The 25020-nt window shown below is 67.0% G+C and carries 24 protein-coding genes; 18 read left to right on the top strand and 6 right to left on the bottom strand.

Translation table 11 applies throughout. The annotated features are described in order from the left end of the window. Positions 1-8 precede the first annotated feature (8 nt). From BR47_RS0125925 to BR47_RS0125895, 7 genes are all read left to right on the top strand, one after another. Positions 9-455 carry a hypothetical protein gene (locus BR47_RS0125925; RefSeq protein WP_020101771.1) on the top strand — a complete coding sequence of 149 codons (447 nt, stop codon included), beginning with the start codon at positions 9-11 and terminating at the stop codon, positions 453-455. Between the two features lie 68 nt (positions 456-523). Continuing rightward, positions 524-841: a hypothetical protein gene (locus tag BR47_RS0125920; protein ID WP_029105303.1), complete on the top strand. Its 318-nt coding sequence runs from the start codon at positions 524-526 to the stop codon at positions 839-841. 77 nt (positions 842-918) lie between these two features. Then, positions 919-1476: a crossover junction endodeoxyribonuclease RuvC gene (ruvC, locus tag BR47_RS0125915; RefSeq protein ID WP_029105302.1), complete on the top strand. Its 558-nt coding sequence runs from the start codon at positions 919-921 to the stop codon at positions 1474-1476. Next, positions 1473-2060 (top strand): Holliday junction branch migration protein RuvA, encoded by a 588-nt coding sequence (ruvA, locus tag BR47_RS0125910; RefSeq protein ID WP_020101768.1) that lies wholly within the window; start codon positions 1473-1475, stop codon positions 2058-2060. The genes ruvC and ruvA overlap by 4 nt, the downstream gene beginning before the upstream one ends. Beyond that, on the top strand, positions 2057-3115 hold the full coding sequence (ruvB, locus tag BR47_RS0125905) for a Holliday junction branch migration DNA helicase RuvB (RefSeq protein WP_029121270.1): 1059 nt from the start codon (positions 2057-2059) through the stop codon (positions 3113-3115). Before ruvA ends, ruvB begins: the two co-directional genes overlap by 4 nt. 5 nt (positions 3116-3120) lie before the next feature. After that, on the top strand, positions 3121-3507 hold the full coding sequence (locus BR47_RS0125900; RefSeq protein ID WP_029121269.1) for a DUF1304 domain-containing protein: 387 nt from the start codon (positions 3121-3123) through the stop codon (positions 3505-3507). Positions 3508-3539: 32 nt separating this feature from the next. After that, on the top strand, positions 3540-4289 hold the full coding sequence (locus BR47_RS0125895; protein WP_029121268.1) for a lytic transglycosylase domain-containing protein: 750 nt from the start codon (positions 3540-3542) through the stop codon (positions 4287-4289). A 3-nt stretch (positions 4290-4292) separates the two neighbouring features. Here BR47_RS0125895 and BR47_RS31520 read toward each other — a convergent pair whose 3' ends face one another. Continuing rightward, positions 4293-5357 carry a GGDEF domain-containing protein gene (locus BR47_RS31520; RefSeq protein ID WP_036427784.1) on the bottom strand — a complete coding sequence of 355 codons (1065 nt, stop codon included), beginning with the start codon at positions 5355-5357 and terminating at the stop codon, positions 4293-4295. Between the two features lie 274 nt (positions 5358-5631). Here BR47_RS31520 and yajC point away from each other — a divergent pair, with 274 nt between their 5' ends. The 9 genes from yajC (at position 5632) to BR47_RS0125840 (ending at position 18252) form a co-directional block, all read left to right on the top strand. After that, complete coding sequence (yajC, locus tag BR47_RS0125885; protein WP_029121267.1) at positions 5632-5955, top strand: preprotein translocase subunit YajC; 324 nt, start codon at positions 5632-5634, stop codon at positions 5953-5955. 65 nt (positions 5956-6020) lie between these two features. Next, positions 6021-7883, top strand: coding sequence for a protein translocase subunit SecD (gene secD, locus BR47_RS0125880; protein ID WP_029121266.1), 1863 nt, complete (start codon positions 6021-6023; stop codon positions 7881-7883). Between the two features lie 7 nt (positions 7884-7890). Next, positions 7891-9144 (top strand): protein translocase subunit SecF, encoded by a 1254-nt coding sequence (gene secF / locus BR47_RS0125875; protein WP_036427782.1) that lies wholly within the window; start codon positions 7891-7893, stop codon positions 9142-9144. A 6-nt stretch (positions 9145-9150) separates the two neighbouring features. Beyond that, positions 9151-10797, top strand: a complete 1647-nt coding sequence (locus BR47_RS0125870; protein ID WP_029121264.1) for an ABC transporter substrate-binding protein — start codon at positions 9151-9153, stop codon at positions 10795-10797. Beyond that, entirely contained in the window at positions 10794-11318 is a 525-nt protein-coding gene (locus tag BR47_RS0125865) for an adenine phosphoribosyltransferase (RefSeq protein WP_029121263.1), read from the top strand. Before BR47_RS0125870 ends, BR47_RS0125865 begins: the two co-directional genes overlap by 4 nt. 41 nt (positions 11319-11359) lie before the next feature. After that, complete coding sequence (locus BR47_RS0125860) at positions 11360-13702, top strand: RelA/SpoT family protein (protein ID WP_020101758.1); 2343 nt, start codon at positions 11360-11362, stop codon at positions 13700-13702. Positions 13703-13825: 123 nt separating this feature from the next. Next, positions 13826-14578, top strand: a complete 753-nt coding sequence (locus BR47_RS32310) for a hypothetical protein (RefSeq protein ID WP_051635008.1) — start codon at positions 13826-13828, stop codon at positions 14576-14578. Positions 14579-14784: 206 nt separating this feature from the next. Next, complete coding sequence (locus tag BR47_RS33355; RefSeq protein ID WP_141772133.1) at positions 14785-15747, top strand: ESX-1 system-associated protein; 963 nt, start codon at positions 14785-14787, stop codon at positions 15745-15747. Positions 15748-17208: 1461 nt separating this feature from the next. Further along, positions 17209-18252, top strand: coding sequence for an EspK C-terminal domain-containing protein (locus BR47_RS0125840; RefSeq protein WP_051635007.1), 1044 nt, complete (start codon positions 17209-17211; stop codon positions 18250-18252). A 6-nt stretch (positions 18253-18258) separates the two neighbouring features. On the opposite strand, the gene BR47_RS0125835 is transcribed toward BR47_RS0125840, so the two are convergent. Together BR47_RS0125835 and BR47_RS0125830 are read right to left on the bottom strand one after the other, a co-directional pair. Beyond that, a complete protein-coding gene (locus BR47_RS0125835; RefSeq protein WP_029121259.1) occupies positions 18259-19086 on the bottom strand; it encodes a thioesterase family protein in 828 nt (275 codons plus the stop codon). A 50-nt stretch (positions 19087-19136) separates the two neighbouring features. Next, complete coding sequence (locus BR47_RS0125830) at positions 19137-19610, bottom strand: winged helix-turn-helix transcriptional regulator (protein ID WP_020101753.1); 474 nt, start codon at positions 19608-19610, stop codon at positions 19137-19139. An 89-nt stretch (positions 19611-19699) separates the two neighbouring features. On the opposite strand from BR47_RS0125830, the gene BR47_RS0125825 reads away from it, so the two are divergent. Beyond that, positions 19700-20401 (top strand): SDR family oxidoreductase, encoded by a 702-nt coding sequence (locus BR47_RS0125825; protein WP_029121258.1) that lies wholly within the window; start codon positions 19700-19702, stop codon positions 20399-20401. A gap of 5 nt (positions 20402-20406) precedes the next feature. After that, a complete protein-coding gene (locus BR47_RS0125820; RefSeq protein WP_029121257.1) occupies positions 20407-20832 on the top strand; it encodes a tautomerase family protein in 426 nt (141 codons plus the stop codon). Between the two features lie 3 nt (positions 20833-20835). Here the strand turns inward: BR47_RS0125820 and BR47_RS0125815 are convergent, their stop codons facing one another. From BR47_RS0125815 to BR47_RS0125805, 3 genes are read right to left on the bottom strand one after another with little or no spacing between them, the layout of a single operon-like run. Next, positions 20836-21663, bottom strand: coding sequence for a thioesterase family protein (locus tag BR47_RS0125815; protein WP_029121256.1), 828 nt, complete (start codon positions 21661-21663; stop codon positions 20836-20838). Then, the gene (locus BR47_RS0125810) at positions 21660-24509 is read right to left on the bottom strand and encodes an MMPL/RND family transporter (RefSeq protein ID WP_029121255.1); all 2850 of its coding nucleotides are present in this window, start codon (positions 24507-24509) and stop codon (positions 21660-21662) included. The genes BR47_RS0125815 and BR47_RS0125810 overlap by 4 nt, the downstream gene beginning before the upstream one ends. Then, positions 24506-24937, bottom strand: a complete 432-nt coding sequence (locus tag BR47_RS0125805) for an MmpS family transport accessory protein (protein WP_029121254.1) — start codon at positions 24935-24937, stop codon at positions 24506-24508. Before BR47_RS0125805 ends, BR47_RS0125810 begins: the two co-directional genes overlap by 4 nt. Between the last annotated feature and the right edge of the window lie 83 nt (positions 24938-25020).

Below are 25020 nucleotides of genomic sequence, written 5' to 3'. Positions count from 1 at the left end.
TGAAGGTTATGCAAGCGTTGTTGCTGTCCGTCCACGTCGTCGCGGGCATCCTCTTCGTCGGGCCGATCGCCGTGGCCACCAGCCTGTTTCCCCGCTATGCGCCGGTCGGTGGCCCGTCGGCGAACATGGAGCGCAACGAGGGCGTAGCGCGTGCGCTGCACCGCATCACCCGCGTCTACGGGGTGCTCGCGCTCGCGGTGCCCGTCGTCGGCCTCGCGCTCGCTGGTGTCCAGGGGCGCTCGACCGAGATCTGGGTCATCGTGGCGATGGTGCTGACGGCCATCGCCGGCGGATTGCTGGCGGTTCAGATCGTGCCGCGACAGCGGGAGGCGCTCGCCGCGCCCGACGATGGGCGGCAGTTGCGCACCCTCGGCATGGTGACCGGCGTGTTCAACCTGCTGTGGGTGATCGTCGTCGTGCTGATGGTCGTGCACCCCGGGTCCAAGTACGTGTGAGCATCCCGCGGGCGTGTCACATCGGTGTCGCGCAGCGGAAAACCGATGATGCACTGCAAGATGTCCCGATGGTGGCGGTGAGGGACCCCGACGGGACCGAGTGGCGCGTGCGCCGGCGCTGGTGGCCGTACTCGGACACGCTCGACGGGGAAGATTTCTTCCTGCTGGACTGGTTCGCCGTCGCGCTGGTGCTGCCGTTCCTGCTGGCGTGGCCGTTCTGGCTGCTGGCCAAGCTGTTCGGGGTGCGCTGGAAGATCGTCGTGGAACGCGACGGCGCCGAGGCGCACCGTGAACTGGTCCGCTGGTGGGGAGCGTCCGAAGCGCGCATCGCCGAGCTGGCCCAGGAGATTCAGCAGGGCGCGCGGTCCGGGTACTTCCAGATCTGAGCGTGTCCCTGGCGCAACCTGTCGGCACCGCCCGCTAAGCTATCGAACAGCTGTTCGGGACCGAGTGAGGAGTGGGCGTGCGGGTGATGGGCGTCGACCCTGGTCTGACGCGCTGTGGTCTCTCGATGATCGAGGGGGGCACGGGGCGCAAGGTCACCGCGCTCGACGTCGACGTGGTGCGCACCCCGTCCGACGTCGAACTGCAGCGGCGGCTGCTGACGATCAGCGACACCGTCGAGCACTGGATGGACACGCACCGTCCCGACGTCATCGCCATCGAGCGGGTGTTCGCCAACCAGAACGCCAACACCGCCATGGGTACCGCGCAGGCCGGCGGCGTCATCGCGCTGGCGGCCGCGCGCCGCGGGATCGACGTGCACTTCCACACGCCCAGTGAGGTGAAGGCCGCGGTCACCGGAAACGGTCGCGCGGACAAGGCTCAGGTCACCACCATGGTCACCAAAATTCTTGGGCTGCAACAGAAACCGACTCCGGCTGACGCGGCCGACGCGCTGGCGCTGGCCATCTGCCACTGCTGGCGGGCGCCCATGATCGCCCGGATGGCCGCGGCCGAGGCCAAGGCCGCGGAGTTCAAGAAGCAGTACGCAGCGAAGGTGAAGGCGGCACGCGCATGATCGCATCGGTCCGTGGCGAGGTCATCGACATCGCGCTCGATCACGCGGTGATCGAGGCCGCCGGCGTCGGCTACAAGATCATGGCCACCCCCGCGACGCTGTCCACGCTGCGCCGCGGCACCGAGTCGCGGCTGATCACCGCCATGATCGTGCGTGAGGATTCCCAGACGCTGTACGGCTTCGCCGACTCCGACGCCCGCGACCTGTTCAACACGCTGCTCGGGGTCTCCGGCGTCGGCCCCAAGATCGCGCTGGCGACCCTCGCGGTCTACGACGCCCCGACCCTGCGGCAGGCCCTGGCCGACGGCGACGTCACCGCACTCACCCGGGTGCCGGGCATCGGCAAGCGCGGCGCCGAACGCATGGTGCTGGAACTGCGCGACAAGATCGGCGCGACGGCGGGTGCCGGCGTCGGCGTCGCCGGCGGTCACTCCATCCGTGGGCCCGTCGTGGAAGCCCTTATCGGACTTGGCTTTCCGGCCAAGCAGGCCGAAGAAGCCACCGACAAGGTGCTGGCCAACGATCCGGAGGCCAACACCGCCACCGCGCTGCGGTCGGCCCTGTCGATGCTGGGTAAGAAGTGAGCCGGTTCGAAGACGAGGGTGCCGAGCCCGACGAGCGGGACGTCTCGCCGGCGCTGACCGTCGGTGAGGGCGACGTCGATGCCAGCCTGCGGCCCAAATCGCTGCGTGAGTTCATCGGCCAGCCCCGCGTGCGCGAGCAGTTGCAGCTCGTGCTCGAAGGCGCCAAGAACCGCGGCGGGACACCCGACCACATCCTGCTGTCCGGCCCGCCCGGTCTCGGCAAGACCTCGCTGGCCATGATCATCGCCGCCGAGCTGGGCTCGTCGCTGCGTGTCACCTCCGGGCCCGCGCTCGAGCGCGCCGGCGACCTGGCCGCCATGCTCAGCAACCTGGTCGAGGGCGACGTCCTGTTCATCGACGAAATCCACCGCATCGCCCGGCCCGCCGAGGAGATGCTGTACCTCGCGATGGAGGACTTCCGGGTCGACGTGGTGGTCGGCAAGGGACCCGGCGCGACGTCGATTCCGCTGGAGGTCGCGCCGTTCACCCTGGTCGGGGCGACCACCCGGTCGGGAGCGCTGACCGGCCCGCTGCGCGACCGGTTCGGGTTCACGGCGCACATGGACTTCTACGAGCCGCCCGAGCTGGAGCGCGTGCTCGCGCGCTCGGCCGGCATCCTCGGCATCGAACTCGGCGCCAAAGCCGGCGCCGAGGTGGCCCGGCGGTCCCGTGGCACGCCGCGTATCGCGAACCGGCTGCTGCGCCGGGTTCGCGACTACGCCGAGGTCCGCGCCGACGGCGTCATCACCCGCGACGTGGCCAAGGCCGCACTCGCGGTCTATGACGTCGACGAACTCGGACTGGATCGGCTCGACCGGGCCGTATTGACCGCGCTGACAAAGAGTTTCGGGGGCGGCCCGGTCGGGGTCTCGACGCTCGCGGTCGCGGTCGGGGAGGAGGCCACCACCGTCGAGGAGGTGTGCGAGCCGTTCCTGGTGCGGGCCGGGATGATCGCCCGGACGCCGCGGGGGCGCGTGGCGACCCCGCAGGCGTGGACGCATCTGGGCCTGCAACCGCCGATAAACGGACTCGGACAGGCCGGGCTGTTTGAATAGGACCCATGCTGATTGCAGGGTTGATCGTTGCCGGCCTCGCCGCGCTGCTGCACGTGTACATCTTCGTGATGGAGTCGCTCACCTGGACTTCGCCGCGGACCAGAGCCACCTTCGGGCTCACCGAGCAGCAGGCGGTGGACACCAAGGAGCTGGCGTTCAACCAGGGGTTCTACAACCTGTTCCTGGCCATCGTCACCGCCGTCGGTATCGGGGCAATCGCCGTGGGGCACTGTGGCATCGGTCTGGCACTGATCTTCGCCGGGGTCGGTTCGATGCTGGCCGCGGCGCTGGTGCTGTTGCTGTCGTCGCCGGACAAGGCGCGCGCCGCGATCACCCAGGGCCTGTTCCCGGCGATCGCGGTCATTCTGCTGGCGATCGTGGCAGTGAGGTGAGGTTTCGGTGCGCGGCCGCTGTAGCGGCCGTCGTGCTGGCGTTCACCGGTGGCGGAACCTCCGCCGCTGACCCGGCCCCCGACCCGGCACAACTGGCCGACACGCTCGTCGCCGACGAACAGGCCGTGCGCGATCCGGCGACGCCGGAGCCGGCCTTGATCGACGCCGCGCATCGGCAGCAGGTGGCCTATCGCGAGATCGCCAGGCATCCGGAGTGGGATGCGGTCATCGCGCCCCGCATCCCGCCGGCACTGGCCGCGGCCTACGGCCACAACGTCGACGCCGGCCGTCAACTGTTCGGGATGACACCGCCGCGCGACAACCTCCCGCCGTGGACCATCCAGTCGCCGGCGCCTGCCGACGAACTGCTCGGCTACTACCGCGAGGCGCAGGCGGCATCGGGCGTCGACTGGACGTATCTGGCGGCGATCAACCTCATCGAGTCGCGGTTCGGCCGGATCAATGGCGACAGCACGGCCGGAGCGCAGGGACCCATGCAGTTCCTGCCGTCGACGTTCGCCGCGTACGGCTCCGGGGACGTCCGCTCGCCGCGGGATTCGATTCTCGCGGCCGGCCGCTACCTGGCGGCCAACGGTTTCGCCACCGATCATGACGGCGCCCTGCACCACTACAACCATTCCGGCGCGTATGTCCGTGCCGTCAACGACTATGCCGCGGTGCTGGCCGCCGATCCCGCCGCGTTCGCGGGCTACTACCAATGGCAGGTCTACTTCCGGACCACGTCGGGCGACGTGCTGCTGCCCGTCGGCTACCCGGCCTAGTCCTCAGTGATGTGACACCAGGTGCGTGCTCACCTGGTCGCCGCCGGCACGTTTGGCGACATACATGGCGTGATCGGCCGACGCCAGGAGCTGATCCATGACCGGTCGGCTGCCGGCCGGCGCGTGGGCGATCCCGAAACTCGCCGTCATGTACGACGGTTTCGTGGCGATGTCCCGGCGTAGCCGTTCGGAGAATCGAAGGGCAGTGGCCTGATTGCCGCGGATGGCGATGACGAACTCCTCGCCGCCGATCCGCGCTGCGACCGCACCTTTGGGCAGGGCATTCATGATGACCCCGGCGACGTTCATCAGAACCCGGTCGCCGGCGGCGTGCCCGAGGGTGTCGTTGATGCGTTTGAAGTCGTCCAGGTCCAGGAGGATGACGCTGATCTCGGATTCGGCCTGGGTGCCGGCGAGCAGCGGTCGGATCGCCTGATCGAACCCGCGGCGATTCGGCAATTGCGTCAGCGGATCGAGGTGGGCCACGGCGGAGTCGTCGCCCAGCAGCATCACCAGCACATGCACGGCGAGGGGGAGTAACAGCGTGTTGGAGACGAGTCCGACGAACACCGCGACCGCCAGTTGGGGATCGCCCTGCTCCGCCAGCCGGAAGCTGCAGACCGCCGCGGTCAGGATGGCGGTCGACGCCACCGACGCCAGATATTTCGGCGTATGGAATGACGCCACATACGCGGCCAACAGCGCGAACACGAAGCCGCCCAGGGCCGCCGCCTTGGGATCGCGCTGCACCAGACACACGCCGGCGATACAGAACTGAAGCAGGATCACGATCACGGTTGATTGGCGGCGCCGCGGCCAGCGCGTCAGCCAGACGAGCGAGCACCCGATGGAGACGACGCCGGCGACGACCGGCACCGCAACCCAGAAGACGGTCGCCGGACCGGACGGACTCCAGATCGTCGCGAGGCCGACCGCGCCACCGGCGAGAACGACCAGGCCGACGATGATGCGGGTATAGGGCTGGAGTCCGCGGTTCTCGATGTATGCGGACAGCCATTCATAGTGGTCGGGCCGGTGCCACCAATACCGAATTCGCTGCCAGGCCAACGTCCCGAACCTCCCTCGCCCCCGAGAAAAGCTAGCGCGTCGTTAACTGAGTTGCACGGCGTAGTGGCTTATCCGCATGAAATTCCCATCTTACTTTCGCGAAAATAATTGCTAGTGTCTTGTCTCGCTCGGTGGGCCGGGGAATCGCCCGCGGTATGGGTGGTCGGCGTTGACGCCCTAGATGGCACACTGGTCACTACCGCGGCACGGCGTACGGCTGGTCCGGCTCGCTTGCCTGTTCACAGACTCAACAGAACGAAAGATTTTCGCTGTCATGGATTTGGTCGTCTTCCTGCCGCTGCTCCTGGTCATGGGTGCCTTCATGTTCTTCGCATCGCGGCGGCAGCGGAAGCAGATGCAGGCCACGATCGACCTGCACAACTCGCTGCAGGTCGGCGACCGCGTGCACACCACGTCGGGTCTGCAGGGCACCATCGCCCGGATCGACGACGACAACGTGGATCTGGAGATCGCTCCCGGCGTCGTCACCACCTGGATGAAGCTCGCCGTGCGTGACCGCATCGAGCCCGAGACCGAGGCCGCTGACGACCTGACCTCGGCTACCGCCGAAGAGGGCACGCCGAAGACCGAAGGCTGACATTCCCGCTCCAACACGTACCCTTTGCGGGGCTGACGTACCGATCTCAAGGAGACCCTAGAACCGTGGCATCGTCTTCGGCGCCGGTGCACCCATACCGCTATTTGTCGTTGTTCCTGGCGCTGCTGATCGGCGCCTATCTTCTGGTGTTTCTCACCGGCGACAAGCAGGCCAAGCCCAAGCTGGGCATCGACCTGCAGGGCGGTACCCGGGTCACCCTGACTGCACGTACCCCTGACGGCTCGACCCCGACGCGCGAGGCGCTGATCCAGGCGCAGGAGATCATCGGTGCCCGTGTGAACGGCCTCGGTGTCTCGGGTTCCGAGGTTGTGATCGACGGTTCCAACCTGATCATCACCGTGCCCGGTCAGGACGGCAGCGAGGCCCGCAACCTGGGCCAGACCGCGCGGCTGTACATCCGGCCCGTCGTGCATGTCATCCCGGCGCAGGGGGCGCAGCCCGCGAAGCCCGCCGCGCCGGCTGCTCCGGCTCCCGGTGGCATCCCCGGCGGACCCGCCGGCGGCCTGCCTGGTCTGCCCGGCATGCCGCCGCTGATCGCCCCGGCCGAGCCCGAGGCCCCGGTCGTCCCGCCGACGCCGGGTATGCCGGCGCACCCGGCATCCACCGAGCCGGCCCCCGCCCCGGCCCCGCAGCCGCGGCCCTTCCCGGAGGAGCCGACCCCGGCGCCGTCAGACACTTCGGCCAACCCGGCGCCGCCGGCCCCCGCCGCTCCGGGTGCGCCTGAACCGGGTGCCCCCGCCGCGCCGGCCCCGGCCCCAGGTGCCCCCGCGCCCGCGCCGGGACCACACGGGCCCAAGGCCGAACTGGCCCAGCGCATCGCCGACGAGAAGGCACTGCGTCAGAGCACGCAGCCGCAGATCCAGCTGCTGGCCCTGCAGTTCCAGGCCACCCGCTGCGATCAGCAGGACGTGCTGGCCGGCAACGACGACCCGAACCTGCCGCTGGTGACCTGCTCCAAGGACCACAAAGAGGTCTACCTGCTGGACAAGTCGATCATCAGCGGTGACGAGATCAAGGACGCGTCGTCCGGTCTGAATCAGCAGCAGGGCGAGTACGTCGTCGACGTCACGTTCAAGGAGAAGGCCGCCGACGTCTGGGCCACCTTCACCGCCGCCAACATCGGCACCCAGACCGCCTTCGTGCTCGACTCGCAGGTGGTCAGCGCGCCGGCCATCCAGGAGGCGATCCCGGGCGGACGCACGCAGATCACCGGCCACTTCAACGCCTCGACGGCGAAAGACCTGGCCAACGTGCTGAAGTACGGCTCGCTGCCGCTGTCGTTCGAGTCGTCCGAGGCGGAGACGGTGTCGGCCACGCTGGGCCTGACGTCGCTGCGCGCCGGCCTGTGGGCGGGTCTGATCGGCCTCGGTCTGGTGCTGCTGTACTCGCTGGCCTACTACCGCGTCCTCGGCATCCTCACCGCGCTGTCGCTGGTCGCGTCGGGCGCCATGGTGTTCGCGATCCTTGTGCTCCTGGGCAGGTACATCAACTACACGCTGGACCTGGCGGGTATCGCGGGTCTGATCATCGGTATCGGTACGACGGCCGACTCGTTCGTGGTGTTCTTCGAACGCATCAAGGACGAGATTCGCGAGGGACGCAGTTTCCGCTCGGCCGTGCCACGCGGTTGGGCGCGCGCTCGCAAGACCATCGTCTCGGGTAACGCGGTCACATTCCTGGCCGCCCTGGTGCTGTACATCCTGGCCGTCGGCCAGGTGAAGGGCTTCGCGTTCACCCTGGGCCTGACCACGATCCTCGACATCGTGGTGGTGTTCCTGGTGACGTGGCCGCTGGTCTTCCTGGCGTCCAAGTCGGCGCGGATGGCCAAGCCTGCGTACAACGGTCTCGGCGCCGTGCAGCAGATTGCGCGCGAGCGGCGAGCGGCCAGCCTGACGGGACAGGGGTAACACCGACATGTCGAAGCATTCAACTGACGACACCGACCTGGAGCTGACCGAATCGGCTGCGGCCGAAGAAGATTCGGCCACCGAGATCGAGGAGACCGCTGCCACCGAGCAGGGCGGCAACCTGCCGCAGCACGGATTCTTCGTCCGGCTCTACACCGGTACCGGTGCTTTCGAGGTCATCGGCAAGCGCCGCATGTGGTACGCGATCAGCGGCGTGATCATACTGGTCATGATCGCCAGCATCCTGGTGCGTGGTTTCAACTTCGGTATCGACTTCGAGGGCGGAACCAAGATCGCGATGCCGGTGGCGGGCGTTTCCACCACCGCCACTCCGCAGGCCGTCGAGGACGTCTTCAACAAGACGCTCGGCCATGCTCCGGAGTCGGTGGTGCGCGTCGGCAACGGCGACTCGGCCACCCTCCAGATCCGCACCGAGACCCTGTCGACGGCGGACACCGACAAGGTGCGCAACGCGTTGTTCGACGCGTTCCAGCCGAAGGGCGAGGACGGCAAGGCGTCCAAGGCGGTGATCAGCGATTCGGCGGTGTCGTCGACCTGGGGTGATCAGATCACCAAGAAGGCGCTGATCGCGCTGGTGGTGTTCATCGTCATCGTCTCGATCTACATCACCATCCGCTACGAGCGCTACATGGCGCTGGCGGCGCTGGCCTCGTTGGCGTTCGACCTGATCAGCACCGCGGGTGTGTACTCGCTCGTCGGGTTCGAGGTCACGCCGGCCACCGTCATCGGTCTGTTGACGATCCTCGGCTTCTCGCTCTACGACACCGTGATCGTGTTCGACAAGGTCGAGGAGAACACCCACGGCTTCGAGCACACCACCCGGCGGACGTTCGCCGAGCAGGCCAACCTGGCGGTCAACCAGACCTTCATGCGGTCCATCAACACCAGCCTCATCTCGGCGCTGCCGATCATCTCGCTGATGGTGGTCGCGGTGTGGCTGCTGGGTGTGGGCACGCTCAAGGATCTGGCGCTGGTGCAGCTGGTCGGTGTCATCGTGGGCACCTACTCGTCGATCTTCTTCGCCACCCCGTTGCTGGTCTCGATGCGCGAGCGCACCGATCTGGTGAAGAACCACACCCGCCGGGTGCTCAACCGTCGCAAGTCGTCGACCGAGCGCGGTGTCACCGGGGGCGACGAGGTGGCCGTCGGTGCGGTGAACGCGCCGGAAAAGCCGGCGCCGGGGGCCAAGCCGTTGCGGCCCACCGGTAAGCCGTCGGGTAAGCGAAACACCCGGGGCTAGCCCTCGATGCCCGCCCGGTTCCGCCGAACCGCCTTGGCCGGTGCGGCGATGTTGGTGGCCGGTTTCGGCCTGTCCGGTTGTGACAGCTCGGCTGACACCGTCGACTACATCGTCGACGGTGCCCTGCCCACCTACAACACCGCGTCGGTTGTCGGCGCGGCTTCGGGTGCGCCGCAAGCGTTTTCGCGGGTGCAGACGGGATTCAACTTTCGCGGGCCCGACGGGCAGGTGGTCGCCGACCGCGACTTCGGCACCGTTTCGGTGATGGGCCGGGCTCCACTGACGCTCGACTACAAGATCAACGACAGCGCCGTCTACTCCGACGGCAAGCCGGTCACGTGTGACGACATGGTGCTGGCCTGGGCCGCGCAGTCGGGGCAGTTCCCGGCGTTCGACGCGGCCAGCCGCGCCGGGTACAGCGATGTCGCGGTCGTCGACTGCACCCCGGGCCAGAAGCGCGCCCGGGTCACCTTCATCCGCGACCGCGACATCACCGACTACGGCCAGTTGTTCGCCGCGACGTCGCTGCTGCCGGCGCACGTGCTCGACGACGCGCTCGGGCTCGGCGACGGCGGCGTGACGAAGGCAATCCAGAGCGGTGACGCGCCGACCATCGACAAGATCGCCGACGCCTGGAACACCACCTGGGACCTGAAGCCCGACGCCGACCTCAAGAAGTTCCCGTCGGCCGGGCCCTACAAGCTCGCGTCGGTGGCCAAGGACGGCTCGATCACGTTGGCGGCCAACGACAAATGGTGGGGCGCCAAGCCGGTGATCGGCAAGATCACCGTGTCGCCGCGGGGCGCCGACATCGCGAGCCGGATCAAGTCCGGCAAGGTCGAGGTCGTCGACATCGCCGCCGGCGTCGTCGGCAAGGATGACGTGCCGTCGAGCTACGTGCGCAGGGACAGCGCGTCCGACGACATTCAGCAGTTGATCTTCGCGGCCCAGGGTGTGCTGGCCGATCCGGCCGCGCGCCGTGCCGTCGCGCTGTGTACGCCGCGGGACGCGATCGCGGCCGCGGTCGGCGTCTATGTCAGCAATGCGCGGCTGAACACGGCGTCGGACGATTCCCTGGCGGTGGCCGAAAACGTCGACGCGACTGGACAGTTCGCAGCCGCCGACGTGGACGGGGCGCGCGCCGCCGTCAACGGCCAGCCCCTGACCGTGCGGATGGGATATCGCGGGCCGGATGCCCGACTGGCCGCGGTGGTCGCCGCGATCACCAAGTCGTGCGCCGCCGCGGGCATCACCGTGCAGGAAGTCGCCTCGCCGACGGTGGGCGCACAAAGCCTGCGCGCCAACGACATCGACGTCCTCCTGTCCGGTGGCGGGGGAGCGGCCGGCAGCGGATCCAGTGGATCGTCGGTGGCGGATTCCTATGCGCTGCACGGCGGCAACGGCAACAATCTGTCCGGCTACGCGAACGAACGCGTCGATGGCGTCATCGCCGCCCTGGCCGTGACCACCGACCCCAAGGAGCAGGCGCGCCTGCTCGGTGAGGGAGCGGGGGTGCTGTGGGGCGACGTGCCGACTCTGCCGCTGTACCGTCAGCAGCGGACTCTGCTGGTGACGAACGACCTGACGCTCGTGCGCGCCAACCCCACGCGGTGGGGCGCCGGCTGGAACATGGACCGCTGGGGGAGCAAGTGACCGATCTGAACGCCCTCTTCACCGAATTGGTCCGTGAGGTGCCGGACTTCCCGGAGCCCGGCATCCAGTTCAAGGATCTGACGCCGCTGCTCGCCGACGGCCGCGGGCTGGCGGCGGTCACGGCCGCGCTGGCCGAGGTGGCCGACGGTGTCGATCTGGTCGCCGGCATCGATGCCCGCGGGTTCCTGCTGGGCGCCGCCGTCGCGACCCGGTTGGGTACCGGGGTGCTCGCGGTCCGCAAGGGCGGCAAGTTGCCGCCGCCGGTGCACAGCCAGTCCTACGCGCTGGAGTACGGCAGTGCCACGCTGGAGATTCCCGCCGATGGGATCGATCTGACCGGCCGTCGCGTTGTCGTAATAGACGACGTACTCGCTACCGGTGGAACGGTTGCTGCGACGGTCCGGCTGCTGCAGGCCGCAGGTGCGACGGTGACCGCGGCGGCGGTCGTGTTGGAGCTGAACGGCCTCGGTGGACGCGCTGTGCTGGAACCCCTACAGGTCACCAGCCTGTACGTGGTCTGAGGGGCTATCCTCGACAAACCAGGTGTAGGAGGTGTGCGGCGTTGGCTGACGACAAGGTGACGCAGGTCCAGTCGGCGCCGCCCGAGCCGCCGCAGGCGGCGTCATTGGAAGCGGCCAAGGGCACCGTCAGCGCGTCCCGCCGTGTCCGTGCCCGGCTCGCCCGCCGGATGACCGCGCAGCGCAGCCTGGTCAACCCGGTCCTCGAGCCGTTGGTCGCGGTCCACCGCGAGTACTACCCCAAGGCCGACCTGGCGATCCTGCAGCGTGCCTACGAGATCGCCGAAGAGCGGCACGCGCCGCAGCTGCGCAAGTCCGGTGATCCGTACATCACCCATCCGCTGGCCGTCGCCAACATCCTGGCCGAGCTCGGCATGGACACCACGACGCTCGTCGCGGCGCTGTTGCACGACACCGTTGAGGACACCGGCTACACGCTCGAGGCGCTCACCGCAGAGTTCGGCACTGAGGTCGGCCACCTGGTCGACGGCGTCACCAAGCTGGACAAGGTGGTGCTGGGCTCGGCGGCCGAGGCAGAGACCATCCGCAAGATGATCATCGCCATGGCGCGCGATCCCCGCGTGCTGGTGATCAAGGTCGCCGACCGGCTGCACAACATGCGCACCATGCGGTTCCTGCCGCCGGAGAAGCAGGCCCGCAAGGCCCGCGAGACGCTGGAAGTCATTGCGCCGCTTGCTCATCGGCTCGGTATGGCCACCGTCAAATGGGAGCTCGAGGACCTGTCCTTCGCGATCCTGCACCCCAAGCGGTACGAGGAGATCGTGCGCCTGGTCGCCGACCGGGCGCCGTCGCGCGACACCTATCTGGCCAAGGTGCGCGCCGAGATCGCCAATTCGCTGCTCGCTATGAAGATCAACGCGACGGTCGAAGGCCGGCCCAAGCACTACTGGTCCATCTACCAGAAGATGATCGTCAAAGGCCGCGACTTCGACGACATCCACGACCTGGTCGGTGTCCGCATCCTCTGTGACGAAATCCGGGACTGTTACGCCGCCGTCGGTGTCGTGCACTCGTTGTGGCAGCCGATGGCCGGGCGGTTCAAGGACTACATCGCGCAGCCGCGGTTCGGCGTCTACCAGTCGCTGCACACGACGGTCGTCGGCCCGGAGGGCAAGCCGCTGGAGGTGCAGATCCGCACCATCGACATGCACCGCACCGCCGAGTACGGCATCGCCGCGCACTGGCGGTACAAGGAAGCCAAGGGCCGCAACGGCTTACCGGCGGGCGGTCACGCCACGGAGATCGACGACATGGCGTGGATGCGCCAGCTGCTCGACTGGCAGCGTGAGGCCGCGGACCCGGGCGAGTTCCTCGAGTCGCTGCGGTACGACCTTGCCGTGCAGGAGATCTTCGTGTTCACGCCCAAGGGCGACGTGATCACGCTGCCGGCCGGCTCCACGCCCGTCGACTTCGCGTATGCGGTCCACACCGAGGTCGGGCACCGCTGCATCGGCGCCCGTGTCAACGGTCGCCTGGTGGCGCTCGAGCGCAAGCTCGAAAACGGTGAAGTGGTCGAGGTTTTCACCTCCAAGGCGCAGAACGCCGGTCCGTCGCGCGACTGGCAGACGTTCGTGGTGTCGCCGCGGGCCAAGGCCAAGATTCGGCAGTGGTTCGCCAAAGAGCGGCGTGAAGAGGCGCTGGAGACCGGCAAGGACGCGATCGCCCGCGAGGTGCGCCGCGGCGGAATGCCGTTGCAGCGGTTGATGAACGCCGAACTGATGGCCGCACTCGCGCGCGAACTGCGCTACGCGGACGTCTCGGCGCTGTACACCGCCGTCGGTGAGGGACATGTCTCGGCGCGGCACGTCGTGCAGCGACTGGTGGCCACGCTCGGCGGTGACGACGACGCTGCCGACGAAATCGCCGAACGGTCGACGCCGGCCACCATGCCGGTGCGCCGCCGCACGAATGACGATGTCGGCGTGGCGGTTCCGGGTGCGCCTGGGGTGCTGTGCAAGCTTGCCAAGTGCTGCACGCCGGTGCCCGGAGACAACATCATGGGCTTCGTGACCCGTGGCGGTGGCGTCAGCGTGCACCGGACCGACTGCACCAACGCCGCGTCGCTGCAGCAGCAGGCCGAGCGCATCATCGACGTGAAGTGGGCGCCGTCGCCGTCGTCGGTGTTCCTGGTGGCCATTCAGGTCGAGGCATTGGACCGGCACCGCCTGCTGTCCGACGTCACCCGGGTGCTGGCCGACGAGAAGGTCAACATCCTGTCGGCGTCGGTCACCACGTCCAATGATCGAGTTGCGATCAGCCGCTTCACTTTTGAAATGGGCGACCCGAAGCACCTCGGTCACGTACTGAACGTGGTCCGCAACGTCGAGGGCGTGTACGACGTCTACCGGGTGACTTCGGCCGCTTAGGCGCTGTTTTTCCGCTGTCGCTCGTGATTTGAGCAAACCCGTACTCAACGCTGCGCAAGATTGGTGCAGGACTGGGGTTGGTGGTGCGGGTAATCTCGGATGCGGGACTGTCCAGAAGTGGGGGTGGACGCGTTGAGCGGTGAGTTGAAGGTCGACCTGGAGACCATGTCGTGGTCTGCGGCTTCGGTGCCGCCGCTGGGTTGGGTGCATCTTCCTGCGCACGGCGATCCGGTCAGCTTGATGCTCTCGTCGTACATCCCAGAATTGGTCGACGGCGCCAACGAGAAGGTCGCCGCAGCGCAGGCGGAAGATCAGGCGTTCGCGGGCAAGGTCTCGTCGGCTCGGAGCGCCTATCAGAGTGGGGACGAAGCGGGCGGACAGACGATCCAGAAAGCCGGCGAGAGTCTTGATCCTGCGTCCGCCGCCGGCAAGGCTGGCGGCGGCGCTGACGGTGGAATGGGCCAGTTCGGCCAGATGATGGGCATGGCGATGCAGGCCTTCCAGGCGCCGGCCCAGGCCATGCAGGCGCTCGGATCGGTTCCGCAGACCGCGATGCAGGCGGCCCAGCAGATCGGGCAGCAGGTCCAGCAGCTCGCCGGACAGGCCGGTAAAGACGGGGCCAAGCCGGGAGACGCAGGTGCCGGGGGAGTCGGTGGTGCCGCCGGTCAGCAGCTCAAGCCGGAGGAGCGCAAGCCCGGCGACGAGAAGGCCCGCGAGGAGAAGCGGGACGAGAAGCCCGAGGAAAAGAAGGACCCCGAGGCCGACAAGAAGCACGCGGCTGCCGGGCCCAGCAGCGGCCCGGCCGCACCGGTGCCGCCTTCCACGACTGCGCCGCGGTCGGGGCGCCACGCCGCAAATCCTGCGGTCGATGTGTAATTTTCGGTCTTGACTGTTTTGCGTTGTGAGTTTCTGAGGGAGGGCGATCTGTGACGCAACCGCCGACGTGGGGTGCGCCCCCGCCGCAGCAGCCGGGTGGTTGGCCGGGCCAGCCAGGACCGGGTGGGCAGTGGGGTCCGCAGCAGCCGTGGCCGGCTCCGGTTCCGCCGAAGAAGGGCGGTGCCGCTAAGTGGGCCATCGGGGCGGTGTCGTTGGTTGCGGTGATCGCGGTGACGGCCGTGGTTGCAGTGTCGTGCACCAAGAACAGTGGTGACGGCAAAGGCGGTGGCACCGAGACTTCGGCCGCGCCGTCGGATGTTGCGAGTGCTAACGACAAGGGCCCGGTCGGCATAATCACCGAGGACCCGTCGTGCGCACCGTGGGGGCCTATCACCAATACCTTGGCAGGCGTTGAAAGTAAGGGGTGGCGGGATCGCGATCCGTCAATCCCTGCGGCATCGTGGACACCTGAGATTCGTGCGCAGTACGAGGCTGTCGGAAAGGCGTGGCGCAAGGCTGCCGATCAGATCGTGCCGCTGGCGAAGATGACTCCGCATCGCGCAATGCGCGAATTCTATGAGCAGTCCATCGTATATATGCGAGCCTATGCGGATAGCATTTCTGCATACAAGCAGATCGATGACAGCTTGGCGCGCACGGCAGCGACGGCAGGGCTTGTTATCACATACATTTGCGACGCGATTTCGTCGGGTTCGGCGGCAGCGCGAGCATCGCTGGTTCCTGCACAAAAAGCGCCGACCGTGGTTGCACCTATCGGAGATTCCGCGCACCCCGCCCGAATATTCGAAACTCCCGATCCGATTTGCTCGAACTTGGGCATGACTCTTGATGAGTTGGCGCAGAACCCAGCATTCAAGAGTTGGATGGCCACCGATCCTCAAATTCCTGCGAGCAATTGGTCGCCAGAGCAGCAGTCGCTCACCGACGCGGTCATACCGGCGATGAAATCGATGTCAGATGCGCTGGAGAAGTTGGCTGCTGCGAGTTCGAACCCTATCGTCAAGGATTTCATCCTTTTGGGCGTCCAATACCAACGTACGTACGTTGAGGCGCTGTCGACTTATCAGCCGAATGATCACACGATTTACTCCGCTGGTCAGGGAGCGGCTGCGGTCGTGCGGATGGCGTGTAATTACGCTGCGGGTTGAGAATCGGTACATCAATGCTTGAGATCGGTTCGTTGGTTCCCGTAGGGAGTCGAGTCGGCATTGTCGACCCCCGCTATTGGGCGATCCTGAGCGGGTCTGGTCGAAGGACGATCCAATATGACGATTGAGCGATTTCATCCAGGTGACTACGGTCCAAAGACTGTCGAAGGTCCAGCATTTCCGGATATCGATGAGAATGCACTCAACGATATCGCCGTCCGCCTGATGTCTTTGGGGGATCGCCTCGACGGTGAGGTGATTCCGCATCATGCTCACCAGCGGATGCAGTTATCGGACTGGGAGGGCGAGGCTGGTCGGCTAGCTGAGGCCGCGGCTAAGGGAGTTCTTGGTTCGTACGGAGATGCGTGCGAGGCGGTGTATGCAGCAGCTCGGAAGGTGTTCCGCGCCGAATCTGCGGTGGTTCAAACCAAAAACGCGGTGAACCGTACTGCGGAGACAACTGAGCAGGTTTGCCAGGTATTCGCGAAGGCCGCCCTTCAAATGCTCGCGGCCGGTTGCGCGGCGGCACAGTCAGGGGATGCGGTCGCAGCCAATGCATTCTTCAACACCGGTGTGACGTTCATGAAGTCGATCCAGTCATTGGTGGCTGCGGGTCTCGCCGAGAACACCGCAGCGGTCGCGGCGTGTGCTTCTGGCCTAGCGCAAGAGTTGGGTGTCCCGCCCGGTACTCCTGGAGCGAAGGGCGAAATGCCGCCTCCGCCACCACCGATTCAAAACCCCGCTACGCCAGTTCCGCCGCCGGTACCGGGCGCACCGGGTGGTGGTCCTGGTACCCCGGGCGGGGGCGGCGGTCAAGGTGATCTATTGGGTGGTGGCGGCAACCACGTCGTTCAGCCGGAGCGGAGAGATCTGCCGAAGAACCCTCCGGCTGAAGGTCAGGGACAGGTATTGGGCGGCGGCGCGAGCCACGAGAGCCAGCAGAAGCCGGCGGAGCCGCCTGCAAATGCAAATCCAGAACCGGGGAAAGTCCAAGGTCAGGTGCTGGACGGCGCAGGGAGCCATATAAGTGAACAGCGTCCCGGACAGACCCAAGCGAGTGGATCGACTTCAGGTACGACTGTCCCTGGAACAACGCAGGCCGCTGGCACCCCCGGCTCGGTCGTGTCAGCGGCGACCGCGACCCGCTCGAATACTCCAGGTTCCGCACCTACGAGTACGACCGCGTCTTCTTCCCCAAGTTCGCCGGGCAGTCCGTCGGGTTCTCCGAGCACCCCAGGCACCGGCCAGCAAGGCCCCGGACAACAAGCCGGTCAGCAGGATTCGGCGGCACCAAAGAACCCGTTCGGCCAACTCCCGAACGCACAGCCGTTGGCTGCAGCAGCGACCGCCGCCTCGCTCGCGACGCCCGAACCCGCCACCCAGACGGGTGCCGCGTCGGGCACCCCAGCTGCTGCCAGTGGCGCGGCGACAGGCACTGGCGGGAGTGCGGGTGCGGCACCAGTGACCCAGGCAGCGGGCGCGGCAAGTGCCGCCGCGCCGACCGGTACACCGGCCGGCGCCGCACCGGCTGCCCCGTTGGGCCCTGCTCCGACGCCGTCACCGGCTGCGCCGGTCGCTCAGCCCGGCGCAGGTGCCGGTGGTCCGGGTGGTCCGGGCGTCGCGCCGATGTCGACCAACCAGCAGCAGAACGCCGCCGCCGCGACGCCGATCCCGGTCACGGCGGCGCGCGCGGAGCGCGACGCGATGGCTGCCGCGGCGCGGGCCGGTCTGGTGCGCAAGTCGGCAGGGGACGCGGATGTGCAGTTCGCCGAGCGAATCGCGGCGGCGTTGCACGCGCCACCGTCGGTCCCGCCGATGGCGTGGAACTTCGTGTGGGCGGTCGGCGTGACGACCGACGGCGAGATCATCGCCGCGAATTCCTATGGGGTGTCGTTCATTCCGGACGGCATGTGCCTACCGTCGCAGGTGATCTTCGTGAGCGCTGACGAGCGCATCCCGGCCGGCCAGCGCGGCCGGTGGGTGCGTGAGCCGTTCGTCGCGCTGCAGGCGTGGTGCACTTTCCATGAGAAGACGCTCAAGGTGGTCATCGGCACCCAGCAGGAAGTGCAGCCGTTCGCCGGCAGCCTGCAGACGAAAGTCATTCCGCCCGAGGATATTCCGACGGACGGCCTGATGAAGGGTCGCACCCGCTTGGAGGTCATCGCACCCGAGGCCGCCGCGAAGCTCGCCGAGTGGCCGGACGCGCAGCTGCATGAAGCGTTGCCGCCGCAGCCCGTTCAACTGCTCCCGCCGGATCCCGCGGCCATTGGCAAGGCGTGGATGGAATCGATCCGTCCGCTAATGCAGACGACGGGCGAGACCTACCGCACGGCGCACCTGGAGAAGCTTGCCGCCTACGGCCGGCTGCAGGAGTCGGCGGCGCTGTACCGGGCCTACACCGCGCCGTATGCGGCCGACCTTCGGGCCGCGATCACCGATTGGGTGTGGTGGCAACAGTTCTCGACGATCCAGGGTGACGCCCAGCTGGTGGAGCTGGGCGCCTAACCCGGCCTACACGCCCTTGGGCAGCAGCGCGAGCTGTCGGCTCTGCACGACCACCTCACCGGTGGAGTCGACGATGACGTGGTCCTCCTCGAACCACGTCTGGCCGACCACGGTCGAACTGGCCTGCACCCGCAGCCAGCCCGGCGCCGGCCGCCGTCGCACATAGGTGGTGAGCTGCACGGTGGGAGTCCAGCCGAAGTGCCCCTGATTCATGGTGACCGGGGGAGTGATGTCGCCTGCCATCAGCGCGAACAGCAGCGCGGTGTCGGGGTTTGCCTCGTCATCGGCGAAGGGCCGCAACCACATTCGGTTGACGGGGTCGCCCTCCTCACCGGAGAGGAATGGTGTCGCTGCATCGAGCAGGAACTCGCACCCCTGCGCCACGTGGACAATCGAACCAACCGGATGGCTACCGGTCACCGGCACGGCATCCGCAGGTGGCTCCACCGGCAGGTACGAAACCTCGAGAGATTCCTGATGGCGCGGCGGCTTGGCGTCCAGCGGCCCGAGGGTGACTGCACAGCTGACCGCAGCCCGGCCGTTCTGCGACAGCTGGACATCAACAAGGGCGACCTGTCGCCCATGCTTGCGGACCGTCGTCGTCAGCTGCACCTCGCCGGGGTCGGGCGCATTCAGGTAGTTGGCGGTCACGGCGACGGGCGCCAGGTCGGATTCTGCACCGATGGCCTGCTGCGCGGCGGCGGCACACACCGCCATCATGCAGCCCCCGTGCACCTTCGGGCCGATCGTCCACACCGGGTCGATGGTGGCGGTGAAGGTGCCGTCGCCGACCGCGGTGACGGTGACGAGGTCCGTGAAGGGGTGCGCAATCATTTCATCTCCAACGGTGGCGCGATGGTTGCTGATTCCGGAATGGGCAAAGCTCACGACCGATTCAGCCGGATCTCGATGTCACCTGCGGAAACGGTGGCAGCATTTGGATCATCGGTCACGATCACGCCAACCCGGTTGCCCGACTCCCGGTCGACGAAGCACAGCGGACCGCGGCCGCCCTTCTGTAGATGCTTGTCGCCCCACTGGCTCATCGCCAGGTACACCGGCAGCAGGTCTTCGCCGGCCTCGGTCAGCCGGTATTCGTCCCGGGCCCGTTTGCCGGGCTCCTGATAGGGCACCCGCACCATCAGCTCGGCGGCCTCGAGTTGTTTGAGTGCGCGTGACACCGCGGGCGCCGACGTTCCGATCCGCTCGACGAAGTCCTCGAATCGTGTTGTGCCGAAGAGGCTTTCGCGGACAGCAAGAAAAACCGTCTTGGTGCTGAGTAGGTCCAGCAGCTTGGCCACTGAGCAGCCGTCCTTGATCGACCACTGGCGGTCGCGCAGTCTTTCCTCGAACTCCATCACACCCTCTTTTGGATAACGCTTGCGTTACTCAGATATCCGTGATTCCATCTTAGTAACGTCATCGTTATTCAGCAAGGGAGCTTCAGATGGTCGCAGTGGCAGGCAAGGTGGTCGTGGTGACCGGCGGACGGCGGGGTCTGGGCGCCGCGCTCGTCGACGAGCTTCTGGCCAGGGGAGCGCGCAAGGTCTATTCGACGGGCCGGTCGTCGTTCACCGATGAACGCCCCGAGGTGGTCCCGGTTGAACTCGAAGTCCGTTCGGAGGCATCGGTTTCCGCGTTCGCCGCGCTCGCACCGGACGCCGAGATCATCTTCAACAACGCGGGTATCCTGCTGCCCGGCTCGCTGCTGACCGGCGGCTTCGACGATATCGAGGCGACCTTCGACATCAACGTCTTCGGGCCGCTGCGGGTGGCGCGGGCCTTCGCCCCGATTCTGGCCGCCAATGGCGGCGGCGCCGTGGTCAACATGCACTCGGTGCTGTCCTGGGTGGCCGGAAGCGCGGCGTATGGCGCCTCGAAGGCCGCGATCTGGTCGGTCACCAACTCGCTGCGCGGCGAGCTCGCCGGGCAAGGCACACAGGTGGTCGGCGTGCACGCCGGACTGATCGAGACCGACATGGTCGCGGACATCCCCGGCCCGAAGACGACGGCGGTGGACATCGCGACGCGCATCATCGACGGACTGGAAGCGGGCGCGGTCGAGGTCCTGGCCGATGAGGTGTCGGTGGGCGTGAAGTCTGCGTTGTCCGGTCCCGTGGAGAACCTGACCTTCGCGTTGGCGGTCTGACAAGCATGCCGCTGTGGACCATTCACCACACGCCGGGCTTTTTTACCGCCGAGGGCAAGCGTGAGCTGGCGCGCAGCATCACCGATCACTACGAGAAGGCCGGGCTGCCGCGGTTCTATGTCGTGGTCATCTTCAACGAAACCCGTTCGGGTGACCTGTATGTCGGTGGTGAGCAGACCGACACCGCGCTGCGGGTGGTCATCGACCACATCGCCCGCCGCGCCGCAGACAAAGACCATCGCCATCGCATCGCGCACTGGATCAAGTCGATCCTCAGTCCGTATCTCGAAGCGCATGACAACCCGCACTGGGAATTCCACGTCGACGAGACGAGCGAGGACCTCTGGATGATCAACGGCTTGATTCCGCCGTCCATGGGCTCCGACGCCGAAAAGCGTTGGGTCGCAGACAACGCGGTGTCCGCGTACTGACCGTCAGGACCCCAGCGGCAGCATCGCCATCTGGCGACTCTGTACGACCACCTGGCCGTTGGCGTCGACGATGAGGTGGTCCTCCTCGAACCAGGTGTCGCCGATGACGGTTGAGCTCGCCATGACCCGCAGCCAGCCCGGTGCGGGGCGGCGGCGCAGGTAGGTGGTCAGCTGGACCGTCGGCGTCCACCCGAAGTGGCCGCGGTTCATCGTGACCGGCGGTGTGATGTCCCCGGCCATCAGTGCGAAGAGCAGGGCCGCATCCGGATCGGCTTCATCGGAGGCGAAGGGACGCAACCAGATCCGGGTGACGGGGTCGCCTTCGGCGCCGGTGAGGAATGGCGTCGCGGCGTCCAGACGCATGTCGCAGCCCTGCGCGATGTGGACGACCTGCCCGAGCGGATGGTCGGCGGTCACCGGTACCGCATCAGGCGGTGGCTCGACCGTCATCGCGGTCACGTCCAGCGGCACCTGGTGGCGCGGCGGCTTGGCGTCGAGTCGGCCCAGCGTGACCGAGCACGTGACAGCGACCCGGCCGCGTTGCGACAGCTCCACCTCAACCAGGTTCACCTGCCGGCCGCGCTTGCGGATCGTGGTGCTCAGCTGGACCTCGCCGGGATCGGGCGCGTTGAGGTAGTTGGCGCTCAGCACGATCGGTGCCAGGTTGGCGGCGTCGGGAACACTCTGTCGAGCGGCGGCGGCGCACAGCGCCATCATGCAGCCCCCGTGCACTTTGGGGCCGATGGTCCACCTGCCGTCGATGGTGGCGCTGAACACGCCGGAATCGATCGCGGTGACGGTGGTCAGATCGGTGAAGGGACGAAGTGTCATGCCATCTCCAGTTCCGGTGTTGTGCTTGCGGTTTCCGCGGCGCGGGCGGGACGGCTCCGGACCTTCAGCGGCCACCAGAACCAGCGCCCGAGCAGCGCCGCGATCGACGGGGTGATCAAGGAGCGCACCACGAAGGTGTCGAACAGCAGACCCAGTCCGATCGTGGTGCCGATCTGGCCGACCGACCGCAGGTCGCTCGCGATCATCGAGATCATGGTGAACGCGAACACCAGACCGGCGGCGGTGACGACGCCACCGGTGGCGCCGGTGGCGCGGATCAGCCCGGTGCGCAGCCCCGCGCCGATCTCTTCCTTGAAGCGGGACACCACCAGCAGGTTGTAGTCGGAGCCGACGGCCAGCAGCACGATGACGGACATGGCGATCACCAGCCACTGCAACTCGATGCCCAGGAAGTACTGCCAGATCAGCACCGACAGCCCGAACGACGCGGCAAGGGACAGCACCACGGTGCCGACGATCACGATCGACGCGACCAGCGCCCTGGTGATCAGCAGCATCACCACGAAGATCAGGATGATGGCGGCCAGGGCAGCGATCAGCAGGTCGTAGTGCGCGCCCTGCTGGATGTCCTTGTAGGTCGCGGCGGTACCGCCCAGATAGAACTTCGCGCCGGCGAGCGGCGTGCCCTTGACCGCCTCCTTGGCGGCCTGCAGTTCGGCGTCGACGTGCGAAATGCCTTCCAGGGTTGCGGGATCGACATCATGAGTGACGATGAAGCGGGCCGCCTTGCCATCGGGGGAGAGCATCAGCTCCATGCCGCGCTGAAAGTCGGGGCTGCTGAACGCTTCTGGCGGTAGGTAGAACATGTCGTCGTTCTTCGCGTCGTCGAACGTCTGGCCCATGGCCGCGGCGGTGTCGGTCATGCGTTCCATCTGGGTGACCATGCCGTCGAAGGTGCTGCGCATGGTCTGCATCAGGTTGCGGACGTCGGTCGACAGGCTGATCAGCGGTGGCAGCTGGGCAGCGATCTGCGGCGTCACCACGTCGAGCTTGCCCATCGCGTCGGACAGCGCTTTGGTGTTGTCGGCCAGCCGGTCGAAGCCGTCGGTGGCGTCGAACACCGAGCGCATGGCGTGACAGACCGGAATGTCGAAGCAGTGCGGCTCCCAGTAGAAGTAGTTCCGCAGCGGCCGGAAGAAGTCGTCGAAATCGGCGATCTGGTCGCGCAGCTCGGCGGTGGTGGCCGACATGTCCTGCGCGGCAACATCTCCGGCATGTGTGGCATCGGCCAGCTGCACGCTGAGGTCGTGCATGTGCCGCATGATGCCGATCATCGAGGTGAGGTGGTCGGTCATGGTCTGGATGTCGCCGAGGCGGGCCTTCATGAATTGCAGGTTCTCGTTCATCGAGACGGCTTGCGCGCTGATCTGGAACGGCACCGAGCCGTGTTCCATCGGCGGGCCGAGGGGCCGCGTGATGCTCTGCACCCGGGCGATACCCGGTACCCGGAAGATGTTCTTGGCGATCCGGTCCAGCACCAGCATGTCCCGGGAGTTCCGCAGGTCGTGGTCGGCCTCGACCATCAGCATGTCCGGGTTCATGCGCGCGGAGGTGAAGTGCTCTTCGGCGGCCGCGTAGCCGATGTTGGACGGCACGTCTTTCGGTACGTAGAAGCGATTGTCGTAGTTGGTGCGGTAGCCGGGCAGCGCCAGCACTCCGACCAACGCGGCGGCGGTGGCTGCGACCAGGATGGGTCCGGGCCACCGGACCACGGCGGTACCGACTCGACGCCAGCCGCGGGTCTTGTTGGCGCGCTTGGGGTCGAGTAGTCCGAAGTGGGTGCTGACGACCATCACCGCGGGTGCGAAGGTCAGCGCCATGACCAGGATGACGGTCATCGCCGTCGCGCACGGCAGTGCCAGGGTGTTGAAGTAGTTCAGCCGGGTGAACAGCAGGCACATCATGGCGCCGGCGATGGTCAGGCCCGAGCCGAGGATAACGTGGTAGACGCTGGAAAACGTTGAATAGTAGGCGGTTTCCCGGTCCTCGCCGGCGCTACGGGCCTCGTGATAGCGGCCGACCAGGAAGATCCAGTAGTCGGTGCCCGCGGCGATCGCGAGGGCGGTCAGCACACTCACGGCGAACGTGGACAGGCTGATCAATTGGGCGTTGCCGAGGACGGCGACCAGCCCGCGCGCCATGCTCATCTCGGTCAGCACGACCAGCAGAGCGATGAATGTCGTTGCGATGGAGCGGTATACGACCAGCAGCATCGCCGCGATGACGACGAGTGTCACCACCGTCATCTTGACCATGCTCTTGTCGCCGGCCTCGTTGGTGTCGGCGACGAGGGCGGCCTGGCCGGTGACGAACGCCCTCACCCCGGCCGGCGGATGGCTGCGGTCGACGATGTGCCGCACCGCGTCGACGGATTCGACGCCCTCGGTGGACCCTTGGTCGCCGCGCAGGTTGACCTGGACGTAGGCCGCCTTGTGGTCTTCGCTCTCGGAGCCCGCCGAGGTGATGCGGTCGCCCCAGAAGTCCTGCACGTGCTCGATGTGTGCGGTGTCCTGCTCGAGCTGATGCACCAGATCGCCGTAGTACTGCCGTGCGGTGTCGCCGAGCGCCTGATCCGACTCGATGATGATCATCAGCACGCTGTCGGAGTCGAATTCGCCGAACGTGGTGCCGATGTGCTTGGTCGCGATGACCGACGGCGCGTCCTGCGGGGAGAGTGACACGGCGTTGTTCGCGCCGACGACCTCGAGTTTGGGCACCAGCAGGTTGGTGGCCGCGGTGGCTGCCAGCCAGATCAGGATGATCGGCACCGACAGGATCCGTATCAGCCGGGGATAGCCGCCCCGGCTGCTGTGCTGGCCGCTCATGCCGCCTTCACCAGGCAGAACGTGGTCGCCGAGGCGCCGTCGGACGACTGGTGGTCGCGCAGTTCGCCGTTGACCGTGATGCGGCAGGTCAGCCGGCTGCTGTCACCTTGGGCGACGAGGTTGGCGAAGACGCTCGGCACCGTGGTGGTCAGGGTCTTCGACCAGGGCAGGGAGGTGAAGCGCTCCCGTCGCGGCTGGGCCCGCTCATCGACGTAGCTGATCATCCCCGTGGTGTCGGAGGGTCCGTCGACTTCGTAGGTCACGTACTTCGGGATCGTCGAAACGATGTTGTCCGTGCGGGTTTCGGCGGAGTGCTGGCTGCCGAAGACGCCGTGGAAGCGGTCGATGACGAAACCGCCGACCGTGACGACCCCGACCACCGTCAGCAGCACCCAGCCGCGCTGCGCGGTCTTGAGCAACCAGTTCATGACGAGCACCATACGACTGTATATATACGCATGTATAGTTACGGTGCGGTGGCGACCATCACACCTCGTCACGACGGCTATTA

It is taken from the genome of Mycobacterium sp. UNC410CL29Cvi84, from assembly GCF_000686745.1.
Lineage (GTDB): Bacteria > Actinomycetota > Actinomycetes > Mycobacteriales > Mycobacteriaceae > Mycobacterium > Mycobacterium mucogenicum_B.
The sequence above is the reverse complement of the archived record's forward strand: the minus strand, read 5'-3'. Positions and strand labels throughout refer to the sequence as shown.

Excerpts from the sequence above, each read along its gene's own strand:
- BR47_RS0125925 (WP_020101771.1), top strand. The coding sequence starts at position 9 with ATGCAAGCGTTGTTGCTGTCCGTCCACGTCGTCGCGGGCATCCTCTTC.
- BR47_RS0125920 (WP_029105303.1), top strand. The coding sequence starts at position 524 with ATGGTGGCGGTGAGGGACCCCGACGGGACCGAGTGGCGCGTGCGCCGG.
- ruvA (WP_020101768.1), top strand. The coding sequence starts at position 1,473 with ATGATCGCATCGGTCCGTGGCGAGGTCATCGACATCGCGCTCGATCAC.
- BR47_RS0125900 (WP_029121269.1), top strand. The coding sequence starts at position 3,121 with ATGCTGATTGCAGGGTTGATCGTTGCCGGCCTCGCCGCGCTGCTGCAC.
- yajC (WP_029121267.1), top strand. The coding sequence starts at position 5,632 with ATGGATTTGGTCGTCTTCCTGCCGCTGCTCCTGGTCATGGGTGCCTTC.
- secF (WP_036427782.1), top strand. The coding sequence starts at position 7,891 with ATGTCGAAGCATTCAACTGACGACACCGACCTGGAGCTGACCGAATCG.
- BR47_RS0125870 (WP_029121264.1), top strand. The coding sequence starts at position 9,151 with ATGCCCGCCCGGTTCCGCCGAACCGCCTTGGCCGGTGCGGCGATGTTG.
- BR47_RS0125835 (WP_029121259.1), bottom strand. The coding sequence starts at position 19,086 with ATGATTGCGCACCCCTTCACGGACCTCGTCACCGTCACCGCGGTCGGC.
- BR47_RS0125830 (WP_020101753.1), bottom strand. The coding sequence starts at position 19,610 with ATGGAGTTCGAGGAAAGACTGCGCGACCGCCAGTGGTCGATCAAGGAC.
- BR47_RS0125825 (WP_029121258.1), top strand. The coding sequence starts at position 19,700 with ATGGTCGCAGTGGCAGGCAAGGTGGTCGTGGTGACCGGCGGACGGCGG.
- BR47_RS0125820 (WP_029121257.1), top strand. The coding sequence starts at position 20,407 with ATGCCGCTGTGGACCATTCACCACACGCCGGGCTTTTTTACCGCCGAG.
- BR47_RS0125815 (WP_029121256.1), bottom strand. The coding sequence starts at position 21,663 with ATGACACTTCGTCCCTTCACCGATCTGACCACCGTCACCGCGATCGAT.
- BR47_RS0125810 (WP_029121255.1), bottom strand. The coding sequence starts at position 24,509 with ATGAGCGGCCAGCACAGCAGCCGGGGCGGCTATCCCCGGCTGATACGG.
- BR47_RS0125805 (WP_029121254.1), bottom strand. The coding sequence starts at position 24,937 with ATGAACTGGTTGCTCAAGACCGCGCAGCGCGGCTGGGTGCTGCTGACG.